Source organism: uncultured Psychrobacter sp., from assembly GCF_947500265.1.
Classification (GTDB): Bacteria; Pseudomonadota; Gammaproteobacteria; order Pseudomonadales; family Moraxellaceae; genus Psychrobacter.
Genome location: NZ_CANMRN010000006.1, coordinates 23,672 through 39,709 on the forward strand (window position 1 = coordinate 23,672; position 16,038 = coordinate 39,709).

The following is a 16,038-nucleotide window of genomic DNA, read 5'->3' on the forward strand; positions in this document are numbered from 1 at the left end:
GTAAGTTGAATGGATTAGTTGGGTCAGTCTTTGCTATAGTCTGTCCAACCAAATTAATTGAAGAAATTGTTTATCTCTTATAGCGCTATTTTAATTTTACTAATAGATAAGTAGCTATTAGAACGATAAACCAATCTCTACAAACTAACCTCTAAAAAAATTAGAAAATAAGGAATAACTATGATTAATGCATATGCAGCAAAAGAGAAAGGTGGCAAATTTGAGCCTTATGAATATGACCCAGGTGCTCTAGGCGATCATGAAGTAGAAATCGAAGTACATAGCTGCGGTATCTGCCATAGTGATTTGTCAATGTGGCAAAACGAATGGGGTATGACTCAATATCCGTTTGTCGGTGGGCATGAGGTTGCAGGTAAAGTCCTCAATAAAGGCAAGCACGTTAAGCATCTAGAGTTGGGCGATAAAGTCGGACTTGGCTGGCACAAAGGGTATTGTAACGTTTGTGATCTATGTATCGATGGAGACCACAACTTATGCCCTGAGCAAGAAGGTACGATCATTGGTAACCACGGCGGCTTCGCAGATAAAGTACGCGCAAAAGATACTAGCGTCATCAAGATACCTGAAGGGCTTGATTTTAACGCGGTAGGACCACTGTTATGTGGCGGTGTCACAGTATTCAACCCACTTATGCAGTACGACATCAAACCAACTTCTAGAGTGGCTGTGATTGGTATTGGTGGCTTGGGTCATTTGGCATTGCAGTTTGCCAATGCATGGGGCTGTGAAGTGACGGCATTTACCAGTGAATCAAAAATGGAAGAAGCAAAAGAGATGGGCGCTCACCATTCACTAAACTCAAGAGACGATAGCGAAATTGAAAAAGCTGCAGGTTCTTTTGATTTAATCATCTCAACAGTGAACGTCGATATGAACTGGGATGTTGTGATCAAGACGCTAAGACCAAAAGGTAAGCTGCATTTTGTTGGACTGCTAGAAGCACCATTAGAAATATCGGCTGCACCAATTATTATGGCTCAAAACAGTCTATCAGGCTCGCCAGTTGGCTCACCAGCGACGCTACGTAAAATGCTAGATTTTGCTGCGCGACATAATATTCAGCCAGTCACTGAAACATACAAAATGTCTGAGATTAATGAAGCATTTGAGCGACTAGAGAGTGGTAATGCTCGCTATAGAGTGGTGCTAGAAAGAGACTAAACGTCGTTACAGGCAACTCAATGTAGCCACTAAATAAGCACAATAATAGTGATACTCTAATTAATAGATAGAGTGTCACTATTTTTTTGTATTAAAATTCTACTTTCTACCAGTTTTTAATACATGCGAATTATTTGGAACTGGGTCTAAGTGTTTTTATTTGATTCTTTACTGATGTAGTTCTTACTGCTTTTTTCTAAACTGCTAGTAGGTCGTTTTAAAATTATAAAAAACCCCTGCTACTGAGTTTACAATAGCAGGGGTAAATACTTGTCTTTTTTCAGATGTCAGCAAGTAATAAAGTATCATACTGATATGATCGTAAAGTATTGATTTTACTACTCGTCAATTAACACTAAAAATAATAAAGTATCATACTGAAAAGTGATAATACAATAGCTTAGTGCGTTTACGAGTAATAAAGTATCATACTTACTATTTCGAAAAGTTAATTTAAAATCAATGTTTTTAGTTTGATGCTAAAAAAGCCCGTTATTAACTGTCCACTAAATGGGTAATTTGAACGATCATTATTTAACCCCTTGTTCTTTAATGATTTTTACGAGTTTAGTTACCAAGTTACCTGTGTCGAGATGCTTTCCTTTACCTATGTAGTTCAGTGGGGTCAGGCCTTATAGATCATTTGCAAGTTTTGACTCTTAACCTGTAAGAATAGCTATCAAAGTGCATTGTCTTCCAAAAACCCCCATGAATAACCCTAATTCAAATATAGTGTTATCGCGTGTAGCGGGGAACTCTTCATTTTTTGAAATCACAATATTATCACCGCTCATAATAGCTAAATCGAAGTTAGAGGTTGTAATTGTTTCCGCTTTCTACATTATACAGTGAACCTAAAATAGATAATTGTAGGTTGGTCATTGGTTGTAGAAGTATTCATAAGAAAGATATCTCCTATCTAATCAATAGTCTTGCTGAACTAATAACATAGGTGATTTAATTCTACAGACATCATTCACCTACTTGTAATTTTGCCAATTCATTCCAAAACCGTTCTCCTGACTCATGTAAACGGGCCTGATAGCGATATGCATAAAAAGAAATAGGTAAGACCAACTCATAATTACCAATAATTGTTAGTTGCTTTGTTTCAAGTTCCTTTTCTATAGCATAGTCAGGTAGCCAAGCAATACCTTTTCCGTTTATTACCTGTTGTTTCAACAAATCTGTCATTGATGAAGAGAACACAATATTAAGATTTACTTTCGACCTAACTTTTTCAATTTGTCTACCCATATAAGAATTGCGACTATACGATAAATAAGGACAGGGCTTTTCTTCTGAAAACTTATATAGTGGTAAGCCTTTATTGTCGCAGGCGGATACCGGTAATAATTTTGCTTCACCAATAAGTAATGATAAGTAGGGTGGTAGGTTCAATAATTCATTATGAAATGAAAGCAATATGTCACACTCACCATCTTGCAAAGCTTCGATCGCACGATCTACATCGATAGCCTCAATATTCAAAATTGAAGATCCTATGATATCTGATGCAATGTCATGCAATTTAGAGGCAAAACTATTAGCTAGTGAATGCGCCGCCGCAACCTTGATTACTCTTCCATCAAGATTTGATAGCCCCTTCAAATGGTTTATCGTCTCTGTTATTTGTCCCATTAAGTTTCTAGCTGATGTTCTGAATACACTACCTACAGGAGTGAGGCTAATTGGCACATTACTTCTATCAATGAGTTGCGAGCCTATTGTTTCTTCGAGTGATTGAATTCGACGACTAAATGCCGGTTGCGTCATATTTCGGATTTGTGCTGCTTTTGAAAAGCTTCTAACTTCTGCAAGAATAAGAAAATCTTCTAGCCATTTACTTTCAATATTCATAACTACTTCCTCTAACATTATGCAATTTATGCATATGGTTAAGGATAATAGCATTTATCAAAAGACAAGTAATCATATAGATTAGTCCCTATCGTTTATATTCTGGTTTCTCAAAATGAATAAAATATTGGGCGTACTAGGTGGTATGGGACCTTTAGCTACAGCTGAATTTATGAAGAAAGTGATTACTCTTACTCCTGCTAAAACAGACCAAGAGCATATACCCATGCTTATAAGGAATATACCTCAAGTACCAGATAGAACGACTTTTATCATGACTGGAGAGAATGATCCTTTTGAACAATTAAAAAATGGCTTTCAAGAGCTTAGTGTGGCCGGAGCCAACTGTATCGTTATTCCATGTAATACTGCTCATTTTTGGTATAGAAGGTTAACGCAAGACAGTAACATTCATACGATAAGTATCATTGATAGCGTAGTGAACAAAATTTGTGATATTGGTTATAAAAATATTGCGGTATTAGCAACTAATGCAACAATCAAAGCTCAGCTCTATCAGGAAGTTTTGGAAGCCAAAGGCATTCATGTTCTTATTCCTAATGAAGAACAACAAACGTCTGTTATGAATGGAATTAATGAAGTTAAATCTGGGAATATTGAAAATGGTACGAAGTTAATAGAGCCTATTTTCAATGCCATGATACTTCAGAAAGCTGACGCAGTGATATTAGGATGTACAGAAATTCCAATTGCATTAGCTCAACTTGAAAAAGATATGCCAAATCAATGTTTAGACTCATTAGATATACTTGCTCAGCAATGTGTTAACTGGGCTAAGGAATATGTTTAAAAAAACGTGTTAATTATATCAATTTGAATAATGGAAATATTATGGACAGAGTTAATGAAATGGAAGGAAACAATAATGAATGATACAAACATAAAACAAGGCCGTTCCAATTTTTGGGGTCGACTCTCACTTTGGAAAAAAATCCTGATAGGCATGGTATTAGGAATAGTTGCCGGTGTGATCTTAGGTCCCGATGCTGAAATATTAAAACCAATCGGAACACTCTTTATCAACGCCATTAAGATGCTAATTGTGCCTCTAGTGTTTTTCTCGCTGATCGTAGGCGTGACCTCAATGAAGGACATTCGCAAAATGGGTCGTATAGCTATAAAAACAGTCACTATTTACTTAGGAACGACTGCTATAGCGATCACTATTGGTCTTGGTTTAGGCTTCCTATTTGAACCAGGGAAAGGGCTTAATATGGTTGTAACTGACGTTGCTGCTGCGAGTGAAGAAGCGCCGACCTTTATTGAAACTTTGCTTAACCTAGTACCCCAGAACCCAGTGGGTGCACTAGCGGCGGGCGACATTTTACAAATAATAGTATTTGCTCTGAGCTTAGGTGTGGCATTAGTGCTTTGCGGTGAAAAAGCCAAACCTGCTATACAACTGTTTGAAAGTTTGGCTGAAGCTATGTATAAACTAACCGAGCTGGTTATGAAACTGGCACCTTATGGTGTTTTTGGTTTAATGGCTTGGGTAGCTGGTAAGTATGGTTTAGATGTCCTAGTGCCATTAATCAAAGTGATTGCCTTAGTTTACATTGGTTGCTTAATTCATGTGCTCGTGTTTTGTACTAGTTTATTGAGTATCTTGGGACGCCTTAATCCTATGCGTTATTTGAAAGGAATAATTAACCCCGCTGTAATTGCTTTTACTACAACTAGCAGTTCAGGTACTTTACCAGCTACTATCAAGGCGGCGCGTGAAGAGTTGGGTGTATCGGAAGGCGTATCTAGCTTTGTTCTTCCGGTGGGAGCTACTATAAACATGGACGGTACAGCGCTTTATCAGGGTGTCTGTGCACTTTTTATCGCTCAAGCATTCGGTATTGACCTTGCTTTTTCTGATTATGTTTTAATTATCATGACATCGACTTTGGCGTCCATTGGAACAGCTGGGGTTCCTGGTGCTGGTCTTATCATGCTATCTCTAGTTCTCACTACTGTAGGTCTGCCACTAGAAGGTCTGGCCATAGTCGCCGGTATTGACCGTATACTCGATATGGCACGAACTAGTGTCAATGTTTGCGGTGATTTGATGGTTTCTGTTCTAGTCGGTAAGAGTGAGAAAGAGTTAGACGAGTCAATTTACAACTATTCTGGACAAGGATTAAATATAAACAAAAGTTTATAAAATAATTATAAGTTGGAATGTAAATGTATTAATTTTAATAGATAGTTGTCAAGTTGAGCACAAAGACTAGGTTATGTGCTCAATAGATTTTAGTTATTTCAATTTTAATAACTATATTCATGATGACAATTGTAGTTATAAAATTCATTTTGCCGAATAGAACTATAATCTTGCTAAGATTGACCTCTACCTTCTTTAAGCCATTCTTCTTGTTTTTTAAGAGCATAAAAAACCCTTGCTAATGTTGATTTAACAATAGCAGGGGTAAACTTCACAATCAATAGTATGATACTTTGTTACCCGCAGACAAGAGCTGTCGTAGAGTAGTTTTTCTTATTCTACCGTGACTGATTTTGCCAAATTGCGTGGCTGGTCGACGTCTGTACCACGCATTACTGCTACATGGTATGACAACAGCTGCACAGGCACGCTGTAGACGATAGGGGCAAGCGTCTCGCAAACATCGGGCACATATACTAAGTGCAGTCTATCTTCAGCGACCATCTGACTGGCTTCGCTAGCGAAGACAAATAGCTCGCCATGACGCGCATGCACTTCTTGCATATTGGCTTTTAATTTATCAAACATACTATCTTTAGGTGCCAATACGACGATGGGCATGTCTTTATCGACCAATGCCAATGGACCGTGTTTGAGTTCACCTGCCGCATAACCTTCTGCATGAATGTAAGAAATTTCTTTTAGCTTTAACGCGCCTTCTAGCGCAATCGGGAACTGTAGACCGCGACCTAAGAATAGACAGCTCTTCTTATCTTCAAAGCTTTCACTCATGGTCTTGATAGGAGCATCAAGGTTTAAGCTGGCGTAGAGTTGTCCTGGTAATTGATGTAACTCACTTAATAACGTATTTAAGTGTTCGTCAGTCATGCGCTTCTGCGTGACGCCAACTTTTAATATCAACAATATCAATGCTACAAGCTGAGTGGTAAATGCTTTGGTAGAGGCGACGCCAATCTCAGGCCCTGCCAATGTCGGCAAGAAAATATCTGTTTCGCGTACCAACGATGACGTCGGTACATTACATAGTGCCAAGCTGACTAAGCCTGCTGGCGTTTGCTTCTGAATATCACGTAACGCTGATAAGGTGTCAGCCGTTTCACCAGATTGAGAAATACAGATGACCAAAGTATTATCGACGACGACAGGATTGCGATAGCGGAATTCGCTGGCAACCTCGACCGAGCAAGGTATACGAATAAGGCTCTCAAACCAGTATTTTGCGACCATACCGGCATGATAACTGGTACCACAAGCAATCACTTGTACATGACGAATACCTGATAATAGTGCCTCATGACGCTGTAAAAAATCGTCGCGTAGTTTAGTCGTTTCGCCATTATCCAAAGCCATCTCTATCGTACGAGCGACAGCATCTGGCTGCTCGTAAATCTCTTTGAGCATATAATGCTTGAACTCGCCTTTATCGGCATTGTGCTGAGTTGCATCAATCTCATGTATCTGACGTTGGACTTCAACACCATCTGCATAAACTTGAATGCTATTGCGAGTTAATTTGGAGATATCACCTTCTTCTAAGTACATAAAGCGGTTAGTCACCGGCAGCAAAGCCAACTGATCTGATGCGATAAAATTCTCACCGATACCGACACCAATCACTAAAGGTGAGCCTAGACGTACAGTAATGAGTTCATCAGGGCAATCTACGTGTACGATACCCAATGCAAAAGCACCGTGCAGTAGCGGGATAATGGTACGGACCGCTTCTAACAAGTCAGGCGTTTTTTTGTAGATATCATGGATTAGATGCGCCACAACTTCAGTATCTGTCTGTGAAGTAAAAACGTAGCCTTTGGCTATTAGCTCTTCTTTTAGTTCAGCGTAGTTTTCGACGATGCCGTTATGCACGACCGCAATTTTGCCTGACACATGTGGATGCGCATTACGCTGTGCTGGCTCACCATGAGTTGCCCAGCGCGTATGAGCAATACCAATATGACCATCAAAAAACTCTGGGTTGGTAGCGACGGCATTAACCAGTGCCTGTACTTTACCTACTTGGCGCTCACGGTGTAGTTCACCATCACGAATAACAGTCAGACCAGCTGAGTCATAGCCGCGATATTCTAAACGCTTTAGGCCTTCAAGTAAGATATTAGCGATATTTCGCTCAGCAACGGCGCCTACAATTCCACACATGGCTATTCCTTAGATTCAAATTTTAGTAGTTCAATATATAATAGTGCAAGATCAAATAATTTGGTCGGATATTAATGATGAGTCATCAAACGACAAATATAATGAAGCAGTACCACAAAGATTGCTGTACTGCTTAAATTGGTTCAAAAATGACTGAAGTTGGCTAAACCATCAATGAGCAATTATTTTTTAGTGGGTCGTTGAAAGTCATTTTTTTGTACCTGACGCGCACGACCGAATGCCAACGCACTACTGTCAACGTCTTTGGTAATCACAGAACCAGCGGCCACAGTAGCAGTATTGCCAATCGTCACTGGTGCAACTAAGCTAGCATTGGAGCCGATAAAGGCGTTATCTCCAATGATAGTTTGCGACTTATTAGCACCGTCATAATTACAGGTAATAACACCAGCACCAATATTAACGCCTGTACCGACAGTTGCATCACCGACATAGCTTAAGTGATTTACTTTACTGCCTTGACCAATAGTCGATTTTTTAATTTCGACAAAGTTACCAACTTTGCTGTTATCAGATAGTACGGTATCAGGACGCAAGTGCGCAAAAGGCCCAATATCAACACCAGCACCAATATCAGCGCGATCGATCACACAGTAAGGTTTGATGTAGCAGGCATTACCAATCTTGGCATTTTTAATAATACAGCCTGCTTCGATATAGACGTTGTCACCTAAGGTACAGTCACCTTCAAATACCACATTAACGTCAATAAACACATCTTGACCAGCGGTTAACGTACCACGGATATCGACACGAGTAGGGTCGGCAAACTGTACGCCAGCTTCTTGTAAGTCAGCAACTAGCTTACGTTGCCAAGTGCGTTCTAGACTAGCAAGCTGTTGACGATTATTAACCCCTTCAATTTCAAACGTATGCTCAGGCTCAATTGCCGCGATAGTAATACCATCGGCAACTGCCATTTTAACGATATCCGTCAGATAATATTCTTGCTGTGCATTATCGTTAGAAAGCTCAGGCAAATATTTGTGCAGTAACGCATTATCGACGCAGTAGATACCGCTGTTAATTTCTTTAATACTTTGCTCTTCAGCATCGGCATCTTTTTGCTCAACGATGGCTTCAATATTACCTGCTTGGTCGCGTTTAATACGACCCAAGCCAAATGGATTATCGACTGTCAGCGTCAGCATAGACATGCCATTAGTATTGGCAGTTTTTAATGCTGTTAGCGTCTGACAGCTTACCAATGGCACATCACCGTAAAGAATGAGACTTTGTCCTGACTTAGGTAAATCAGACAGTGTCACCTTGACCGCATGGCCAGTTCCCAATTGCTCAGTTTGAGCAACCCAAGTAATCGATGCTTGTGTATATTGATTGGTAATCTCTGACTTTACTTGATCACCGCCAAATCCATGAACAATGATGGTTTCATCAACAGTTAACTGATGACAAGTATCTAGTACATGACCTAATAAAGACTTCCCAGCCAATGTCTGCAATACCTTTGGCTTTGCCGATTGCATACGTGTGCCTTTACCGGCAGCTAAAATAATTACAGAAAGAGGAGATGTCATAATAGGCTCGCAAATGTAACAAAATATAATATTGGATTATAGCGCAAATGTTCATTTATAAAAATGCTGTGATGTGCAGGCTTTGTAATTTGAATACCAATAATTTAAGTAAGTAAAATCAAATATATAAGACAGCTAAAACTGTAGTAAATATTTCTGTGCGCTAATATCAAAAAGACATGAACATCATCACAATGATGTAAATAACCAACCAAATGACCGCTGCCATGATGCCTGCAATAATATCATCTAACATGACCCCAAGACCGCCAGCAACTTTTTTGTCTGCCCAGCCAATCGGTGGCGGCTTTAAGATATCAAATACGCGAAATAGGATAAAGGCGGTCGGTAGCCAGCCCCAAAACATAGGCATCATCATTAACGACAATGTGTTTTCAGGCTTAGGAAATAAGTAAGACAAAATGTAAGATAACGGTAATAAGGTAATCCACATGCCTGCCCATTCATCCCACACAATATGTGGATCATCGTGCACCTGCATTAATTCAGAAGTACGCCCACAGATCCAGATACCAACCAAACAAGATAAAATAGTCAGCAGTAAAAAAGGAATAAAACCTAGACTTATGAGGGGCACGCCCACAATCAGCCCACCAACGGTACCCCAAGTGCCAGGTGCACGGCGTGGTAAACCACTACCTAAACCTAGCCCAAGCCAATAGACTGCACGGTCAAGCATACTAGCACCGACCGGTAATGGTGGGCAGTCATTTGCTTTACGGATGTCAGGCTTAGATAAGTCGTGATCAGTCATGGATTAGCCTGTAAAGTGTTGGTAGCCAGCAAGATTGGGCCACGTTAAAAACGGTGCGGGCTGAATTGGCGTCACTGGCTGATTTTGATAAAACAGTTCAAGACGTGAGTTATCAGGAGACTTGGTCTCTGTCGCTATAGGATCTGCTAGTGCAATTACCTCACCGATACAGGTAACAGACGTGTTGCCAGTAGGCGGTTTGATATGTGCAGGTATGGTAAACGCTAATTCGTAGTCATCGCCGCCCGCTAGTTGACATAACAAACGCTCAGATAACTCTACCGTGGCTAGTAACTCGCTACTCGGTAGCTTATCTAAATGGATGCGCATACCTACAGAGCTTTGCTGACAGATATGACCAAGATCTTGATAAAGACCGTCGGAGATATCTATCATCGCTGTTGCACCCATCTTTGCCAATGCTGCACCTAGTGCAATACGCGGCGTTGGCATATGTAGACGATGCGCCAACTCGATACCTTGTGCGCTGTCAGGATGCTGTAAGGCGAAAGCGGCATCACCAAGTGTGCCTGAGACATAAACCTTATCACCCACTTGTGCACCTGAGCGATAAACAGCTGGTGTATCTGCGGACAGCAATCCCTGAGCACTGATACTAAGTACTAAGCGTTCACTGCGCGTGGTGTCACCACCTATCAGCGTCACGCCAAACAGCTGGCACGCATGAAACAGCCCTTTGGCAAATTCAGTGAGCCATTCGTGATTTGCTAGACGTTCAGGTAATGCCAGCGCTAGCATAATGCTATGTGGCGTCGCACCCATAGCAGCGATGTCTGAGACATTAACGGCGACTGCCTTATAGCCAATCGCAAACGCTAATTCGTCGACTCTTTGCCAGTCAGCATGAAAGTGACGACCTTGAACCAGTGTATCAATACAGCTAACCAAGCGTGATCCTGCTGGCAATGCCATCACAGCCGCGTCGTCACCGATACCTTTTTCGATACCAGTTAATGGCGCATGCGTGGCCTGCATCTGTGAGAATATACGCTCAATCAGCTCAAACTCGTTCATGATTAATCTTAGTCTTTGGTATCGTTAGCGTTTTTCTTGCTCGCCTTAAAGTCACTGATATTTGCACTGGCTTTACTGGCACTACTGCGTTTAACGTTAGCTTTGTTAGCACTGATACGCGGCTTGTTTGATGCAGTCGGCTCATCGACGATAGGGCTTTCTGTTTCAGCAGCAGTTTCGATATTATCGGCTGAACTTACTTCAGGCTGTTTAGCCGCCGCTTTTTGTGACGTACGTAGATTGGCATTGGTATCTGCTTGTACCTCTAAAGCGCGCAGCTCACCGGCCATTTTATCCAGTACCGCATTAATCAGCTTGTGAGCATCAGTCGCCCCAAAATGATTATTTAGCTTCATTGCTTCATCAAGCACGACCTTGTAAGGAATCTCTACACGGTTTTGTAGTTCGTACGCGCCAATCAACAAGATAGCGTGCTCAACAGTATCTAACTTATCAACCTCACGATCGAGATGCTGACTGATAAGCGCATCGAGTGCTTCAATCTGCTCTGGGATGTCACGCATCATTTCATGATAATAACCGATATGGACGGTATGCATGGCATTGGTTGCACGCGTGCGAGCAGCAATATCGTGCGGAGCATTGGCTTTCCAGCCAAGCTTACCATCTACATCAAAGCGGCGATCAGTAACGAGCCATTCGTATAGGCCTTGCATCGCAAAGCGACGTGCCTTACGGATAGCAGTGTGACTGGTCTTGTAAGAAGACTCACTCATATCGAATGTTTGATCACCCGCACTACTGCTCGCTATACGGGTAGCTTCAGCTTGTCCATCATTGGCTTGTGCAGTTTTCGCAGCGCTAATAGCGCGCTTGAGTTGGTCAGTCATAGGGGGTCTGTACCTAAATTTTTGAGATGATACCCAGTCAAAATATAAATTAACAAAGTAGCTTTTTAGCTATGCTTATTCAAAATTTCAAAGGATATAGAAATACGGCGAAAATTCAAAAAGTAGCCAATTGTTTCGATAGCTGGCTAGTGCTATAAGGTGCTGTTATTACTAAATAGCAGCACCAGTTAAACTAATAAATTTGAGCTTTAAAGCTTACGCTTCATCGATATCATCAATATCAAGTTGTGACAAAACAGCGATCATTTCTAGTACAACCATCGCAGCTTCAGAGCCTTTGTTGCCCGCTTTAGTACCAGAGCGCTCGATAGCTTGCTCGATGCTATCAGTAGTGATGATACCGTTAGCAACAGGGATATTATAATCCATTGCCACAGCGCTCAAACCTTTGGCTGACTCGCTAGCTACAATATCAAAATGCGGCGTGCTGCCACGGATGATTGCACCCAGTGCCACAATCGCGTCAAAGCGATCTGATTCAGCAGCACGTTGGGCCACAAGTGGTAGCTCAAATGCGCCAGGCACACGAATAACAGTAATGTTGCTACCCAATACACCATGACGGAGTAGGGCATCGATTGCACCATCAACCAATGACTCAACGACAAAACCGTTAAAACGACCGACAACGATACCAATGCGAGCATCAGCGTTTTGATGTAGGTTACCATCGATATGAGTCACGTCGTTGCGCTGCTGTTGTAAATTCGACATAAAAAATCCTTTGCTTAATAAGCGTTCAATTGAAATATAGGCGTCAATAAATAGCTAAATAGTCTGATGCGTTCAATCGACTCGGTCGCCTATTATTTTGGCGTTGCCCTAGTTAATTGAACGAAAATAAATGGTTAGCGCTATGATAGCATTTTTTTGGGTTTTATTTGTATATTACGAGCGTGCTAAAGACGCATCTGTATTCCTTGTGCTGCCATATATTCTTTGGCTTCTTGCACCGTGTACTCACCGAAGTGAAAAATACTGGCGGCAAGTACGGCATCCACGCCGCCTTCTAGTACGCCTTCTGCTAAATGTTGCAGGTTACCAACGCCGCCTGAGGCGATAACTGGTACATTAACGCGGCTCGTAATTTGCTGCATGAGCGCCAAGTCGTAGCCTTTTTTGGTGCCATCACCGTCCATCGAGGTGACCAGTAATTCACCAGCGCCCAGCTCAGCCATTTTGCTCGCCCAAGCAATGGCATCGATCCCCGTTGGTTTACGGCCACCATGGGTGAAAATCTCCCAACGTGGTACGACAATACCATTGACGTTGATATCAGCGACGCGTTTGGCATCGATAGCAACGACGATACACTGATTACCAAATTTCTGCGCGGCTTCACCAACGAACTCCGGCGTAAATACGGCTGCTGAGTTAATCGCCACTTTATCCGCGCCAGCATTGAGCAAATTGCGGATATCAGCGATTTTACGTACGCCGCCGCCAACGGTCAGCGGAACGAATACCGTTTCTGCCATGCGTTCAACAGTATGATAAGTGGTATCGCGCTCATCATTGGTCGCAGTAATATCCAAAAAAGTAATCTCATCAGCGCCTTGTTCGTTGTAGCGTTTGGCTACTTCAACAGGATCGCCTGCGTCTTTGATGTCGACAAATTGCACGCCTTTGACCACGCGGCCATTATCAACGTCCAAGCAAGGAATGATACGCTTTGCTAACATAGGGTCTTTCACCTTATAATCAATTCATAGGCGCTAGTCTAGCAAAATCACTGCTATTTCAGGCAGGTTTTCGCAAGATTATTACGCTTTTCACCATAGTTTTATCATGCGCGGTACAATTGCTGTCATTACCGCATAAATTTATCCTATTTAACTTCTTATCCAATTGCTATAAGTGAGATGTCATGTCTGTCTATACCCAGTTAACTGATGACCAGTTTGCCGCCTTTTGCCAAAGCTTTGGCGTGTCTTTTGCCCGTGCGATTCCGATCACTCAAGGTATTAAAAACTCAAACTGGTTTATTCAAACGACTGACGATGTAGACGGCACATACTCTTACGTATTTACTTTATTTGAAGAACGTCCGCCTGCTGATATCGAAAAAATGGCCGTTATTCTTAATCAATTAAATGGCAAGCTACCAGTCGCCGCGCCGCTAGCCGTCATTGAATCAAATGGTTCGCAAACGGATAGCGATGATAAACGCTATGTTATCCATTATGAAGACAAAGCGATTACGCTAGTACCATGCTTAGCAGGCTCACATCCGGATCAAACCACGCAAGCAATGTGTCATGATATTGGCGCGGCATTAGCCATGCTGCATGAAACGCTACAAGCACTACAACCAAGTGAGCAATATGGCGTGCCTTTGTACCCATGGGCAGATGTGCGCGACCGTGAAATGCAGTTTATGCCAGGTGACGAAGCCAAGCTGATGAGCGATATCTGGCGCTCTTATTCAGAATTGCCACTGGCAACCTTGCCAAAAGGCCTGTGCCATTTAGATATGTTTGCTGATAATACCCTGTGGAACCTACAAAAAGGCGAAGCGCGTTTGACGGGTCTACTAGACTTTACTGAAGTCAGCGTTGAGCATTACGTGATGGATATTGCCATTACTATCAATGATTTTTGTACCACGTGGGGCGTTGCAGAGCAAGGTGAATCCGTTAACTTTGACCGTAGTAAAATGGCAGCGTTCTTACAAGGTTATGAGTCGATCCGCTCGCTAAATAACGACGAAAAACGTGCGCTACCTGTTATGCTGGCAAAGGCAGCAGTGATTTTCTGGTTATTACGCCTAAACGTGATTCACTACAATCGTACCGAAGGTCGTACGGGTGATAACATCATGGTCAAGAACCCTGACTTAATGAAACGTTTGGCCGCTTATCATTGGGCGCATGTTGAAAAGTCGCAAAATACCGTATTTGTACTACTAAGCAAACCAGATAATCAAATAGTCGGCGTGTTTAGCAGTATTACGCAAGCTGAGCAAGCGCAGGAAACATTAAATAGTAGTGAGTTTGCAATCAAAGAATATACGCTAGATCAATTGTCTTAAGCATTGCTGATTCATTTATTCTAGTACCAATGCTAGTACTAATTTTAGTACCGAAACCTTAGAGGCGACCCCATGACCGATCAAGTTGATAACTGGCACAAACTGGCGCGCTACGATACCAATATGCAAGGTGAGCTACACGCCAACCTACTACGTAATAACGGCATTACCGTGTCCTTGCAGCCGCTTAGCGCTATCCCAGGTATGAACTCGGGTATCGTTCTTTGGGTAGAAAGTACCGATCTGGCAGAAGCTCAGCGCATTTTGGATACCATCCCAACTGATGGTGCCGCCTTACTGGATGAAATGAGTGATGCTGACTTTGATGCGCTATCTACCGCTCAAAGCAACGCTCCTCAAGGCAACTCGACAATAAATGATGAACCGAGCATAAACGATGATTTGCTCAATAATAACAATGGCGGTAACGATTAAATGTGTCAACTCTTAGGAATGAACTGTAATACCCCAACCGATATTGGTTTTAGCTTTGCAGGGTTTCGCAAGCGCGGCGGGATGACGGACAGTCATGAAGATGGCTTTGGTATTGCCTTTTTTGAGCGCAGCGAATGCAGCAATAATGATAAAACCAACGATGAGACGGCAAATGACTCAACGGGCTTGCGTTTGTTTCATGACAATCGTCCAAGCCATTTGTCACCAGTCGCCGATTTGGTCAATAACTACCCAATCAAAGCTATGAATGTCATTGCGCATATTCGTAAAGCGACACAAGGGCAGAACTGTTTGGCCAACACCCATCCATTCGTCCGTGAAGTATGGGGCGAACAGTGGGTATTTGCGCACAATGGGCAGATGAATAGCGAATTTATCAAACGCTGTCAGCGCTTACAAGACAACGGCAATGCCTCACACTGTCAGCCAGTCGGTTCAACTGATTCTGAGATGGCATTCTGTTATTTGGTCAATCGTCTAAAGAGTAGCTTTAAGTCGCGTCCTGATGACAAAACGCTGTTTAATTTTTTGACCACGCAGTGTCGCTATCTATCGGCCAATGGTCTATTTAATTGCTTAATATCGAATGGCAGGTGGCAACTGGCTTATGCAGGTAGCTTACTGTTTTATCTCACGCGCAAAGCGCCATTTGGTGAAGCGAAACTCGCTGATGATGATATGGCGATTAACTTTGGTGATGTGACTACAGATACAGATAAAGTCACTATTTTAGTCACCGTGCCATTGACTGAAAACGAGAAGTGGCAGCAGTTGGCGGTCAATGAATGCTTAATCTTTCAAGATGGTGATGTCATTTATAAAGACAGCCCGAGCCAGCGCAAGTTTTTGACGGTTGATGAAGGGATTGCAATTGCACGAGCCGTTGGAGCGAGTGTTTAGGGAACGATAAATAACTAAAA

Annotated in this window: 15 protein-coding genes; 6 read left to right on the forward strand and 9 right to left on the reverse strand. The window is 42.1% G+C overall.

The features are described 5' to 3' along the window. Positions 1-180 precede the first annotated feature (180 nt). Entirely contained in the window at positions 181-1,182 is a 1,002-nt protein-coding gene (locus Q0788_RS09620; RefSeq protein WP_298810114.1) for an NAD(P)-dependent alcohol dehydrogenase, read from the forward strand. Between the two features lie 659 nt (positions 1,183-1,841). On the opposite strand, the gene Q0788_RS13905 is transcribed toward Q0788_RS09620, so the two are convergent. Beyond that, on the reverse strand, positions 1,842-2,006 hold the full coding sequence (locus Q0788_RS13905) for a TIR domain-containing protein (protein ID WP_367179722.1): 165 nt from the start codon (positions 2,004-2,006) through the stop codon (positions 1,842-1,844). Between the two features lie 148 nt (positions 2,007-2,154). Then, complete coding sequence (locus Q0788_RS09625; protein ID WP_095570662.1) at positions 2,155-3,042, reverse strand: LysR family transcriptional regulator; 888 nt, start codon at positions 3,040-3,042, stop codon at positions 2,155-2,157. Positions 3,043-3,157: 115 nt separating this feature from the next. On the opposite strand from Q0788_RS09625, the gene Q0788_RS09630 reads away from it, so the two are divergent. After that, positions 3,158-3,853, forward strand: a complete 696-nt coding sequence (locus Q0788_RS09630) for an amino acid racemase (protein WP_298810117.1) — start codon at positions 3,158-3,160, stop codon at positions 3,851-3,853. Positions 3,854-3,928: 75 nt separating this feature from the next. Further along, positions 3,929-5,212 carry a dicarboxylate/amino acid:cation symporter gene (locus Q0788_RS09635; RefSeq protein ID WP_298810119.1) on the forward strand — a complete coding sequence of 428 codons (1,284 nt, stop codon included), beginning with the start codon at positions 3,929-3,931 and terminating at the stop codon, positions 5,210-5,212. Positions 5,213-5,545: 333 nt separating this feature from the next. Here Q0788_RS09635 and glmS read toward each other — a convergent pair whose 3' ends face one another. From glmS to hisF, 7 genes are all read right to left on the reverse strand, one after another. Next, positions 5,546-7,390 carry a glutamine--fructose-6-phosphate transaminase (isomerizing) gene (gene glmS, locus Q0788_RS09640; RefSeq protein ID WP_298810122.1) on the reverse strand — a complete coding sequence of 615 codons (1,845 nt, stop codon included), beginning with the start codon at positions 7,388-7,390 and terminating at the stop codon, positions 5,546-5,548. 182 nt (positions 7,391-7,572) lie between these two features. Further along, positions 7,573-8,949: a bifunctional UDP-N-acetylglucosamine diphosphorylase/glucosamine-1-phosphate N-acetyltransferase GlmU gene (glmU, locus tag Q0788_RS09645; protein ID WP_298810124.1), complete on the reverse strand. Its 1,377-nt coding sequence runs from the start codon at positions 8,947-8,949 to the stop codon at positions 7,573-7,575. Between the two features lie 169 nt (positions 8,950-9,118). Then, positions 9,119-9,724, reverse strand: coding sequence for a phosphatidylglycerophosphatase A (locus Q0788_RS09650; RefSeq protein WP_298810126.1), 606 nt, complete (start codon positions 9,722-9,724; stop codon positions 9,119-9,121). A 3-nt stretch (positions 9,725-9,727) separates the two neighbouring features. Continuing rightward, positions 9,728-10,759, reverse strand: a complete 1,032-nt coding sequence (gene thiL, locus Q0788_RS09655) for a thiamine-phosphate kinase (protein WP_298810129.1) — start codon at positions 10,757-10,759, stop codon at positions 9,728-9,730. A gap of 8 nt (positions 10,760-10,767) precedes the next feature. Further along, positions 10,768-11,610 carry a transcription antitermination factor NusB gene (nusB, locus tag Q0788_RS09660; protein ID WP_298810131.1) on the reverse strand — a complete coding sequence of 281 codons (843 nt, stop codon included), beginning with the start codon at positions 11,608-11,610 and terminating at the stop codon, positions 10,768-10,770. 216 nt (positions 11,611-11,826) lie between these two features. Continuing rightward, positions 11,827-12,345, reverse strand: a complete 519-nt coding sequence (gene ribE, locus Q0788_RS09665) for a 6,7-dimethyl-8-ribityllumazine synthase (RefSeq protein WP_057762077.1) — start codon at positions 12,343-12,345, stop codon at positions 11,827-11,829. Positions 12,346-12,530: 185 nt separating this feature from the next. Continuing rightward, entirely contained in the window at positions 12,531-13,313 is a 783-nt protein-coding gene (gene hisF, locus Q0788_RS09670) for an imidazole glycerol phosphate synthase subunit HisF (RefSeq protein WP_298810133.1), read from the reverse strand. A gap of 185 nt (positions 13,314-13,498) precedes the next feature. Here hisF and Q0788_RS09675 point away from each other — a divergent pair, with 185 nt between their 5' ends. The 3 genes from Q0788_RS09675 (at position 13,499) to Q0788_RS09685 (ending at position 16,018) form a co-directional block, all read left to right on the forward strand. Then, positions 13,499-14,662 carry a homoserine kinase gene (locus Q0788_RS09675; protein ID WP_298810136.1) on the forward strand — a complete coding sequence of 388 codons (1,164 nt, stop codon included), beginning with the start codon at positions 13,499-13,501 and terminating at the stop codon, positions 14,660-14,662. Between the two features lie 72 nt (positions 14,663-14,734). Beyond that, entirely contained in the window at positions 14,735-15,097 is a 363-nt protein-coding gene (locus Q0788_RS09680; RefSeq protein WP_298810138.1) for a hypothetical protein, read from the forward strand. Then, positions 15,098-16,018: a class II glutamine amidotransferase gene (locus Q0788_RS09685; protein WP_057762068.1), complete on the forward strand. Its 921-nt coding sequence runs from the start codon at positions 15,098-15,100 to the stop codon at positions 16,016-16,018. The last annotated feature ends 20 nt before the right edge of the window (positions 16,019-16,038 follow it).

What these genes read in the sequence shown, in the direction of transcription:
- Q0788_RS09625 (WP_095570662.1), bottom strand. Translation starts at nt 3,042, where the DNA reads ATGAATATTGAAAGTAAATGGCTAGAAGATTTTCTTATTCTTGCAGAA.
- ribE (WP_057762077.1), bottom strand. Translation starts at nt 12,345, where the DNA reads ATGTCGAATTTACAACAGCAGCGCAACGACGTGACTCATATCGATGGT.
- glmS (WP_298810122.1), bottom strand. Translation starts at nt 7,390, where the DNA reads ATGTGTGGAATTGTAGGCGCCGTTGCTGAGCGAAATATCGCTAATATC.
- Q0788_RS09680 (WP_298810138.1), top strand. Translation starts at nt 14,735, where the DNA reads ATGACCGATCAAGTTGATAACTGGCACAAACTGGCGCGCTACGATACC.
- hisF (WP_298810133.1), bottom strand. Translation starts at nt 13,313, where the DNA reads ATGTTAGCAAAGCGTATCATTCCTTGCTTGGACGTTGATAATGGCCGC.
- glmU (WP_298810124.1), bottom strand. Translation starts at nt 8,949, where the DNA reads ATGACATCTCCTCTTTCTGTAATTATTTTAGCTGCCGGTAAAGGCACA.
- Q0788_RS09650 (WP_298810126.1), bottom strand. Translation starts at nt 9,724, where the DNA reads ATGACTGATCACGACTTATCTAAGCCTGACATCCGTAAAGCAAATGAC.
- Q0788_RS09630 (WP_298810117.1), top strand. Translation starts at nt 3,158, where the DNA reads ATGAATAAAATATTGGGCGTACTAGGTGGTATGGGACCTTTAGCTACA.
- thiL (WP_298810129.1), bottom strand. Translation starts at nt 10,759, where the DNA reads ATGAACGAGTTTGAGCTGATTGAGCGTATATTCTCACAGATGCAGGCC.
- Q0788_RS09620 (WP_298810114.1), top strand. Translation starts at nt 181, where the DNA reads ATGATTAATGCATATGCAGCAAAAGAGAAAGGTGGCAAATTTGAGCCT.
- nusB (WP_298810131.1), bottom strand. Translation starts at nt 11,610, where the DNA reads ATGACTGACCAACTCAAGCGCGCTATTAGCGCTGCGAAAACTGCACAA.
- Q0788_RS09685 (WP_057762068.1), top strand. Translation starts at nt 15,098, where the DNA reads ATGTGTCAACTCTTAGGAATGAACTGTAATACCCCAACCGATATTGGT.
- Q0788_RS09675 (WP_298810136.1), top strand. Translation starts at nt 13,499, where the DNA reads ATGTCTGTCTATACCCAGTTAACTGATGACCAGTTTGCCGCCTTTTGC.
- Q0788_RS09635 (WP_298810119.1), top strand. Translation starts at nt 3,929, where the DNA reads ATGAATGATACAAACATAAAACAAGGCCGTTCCAATTTTTGGGGTCGA.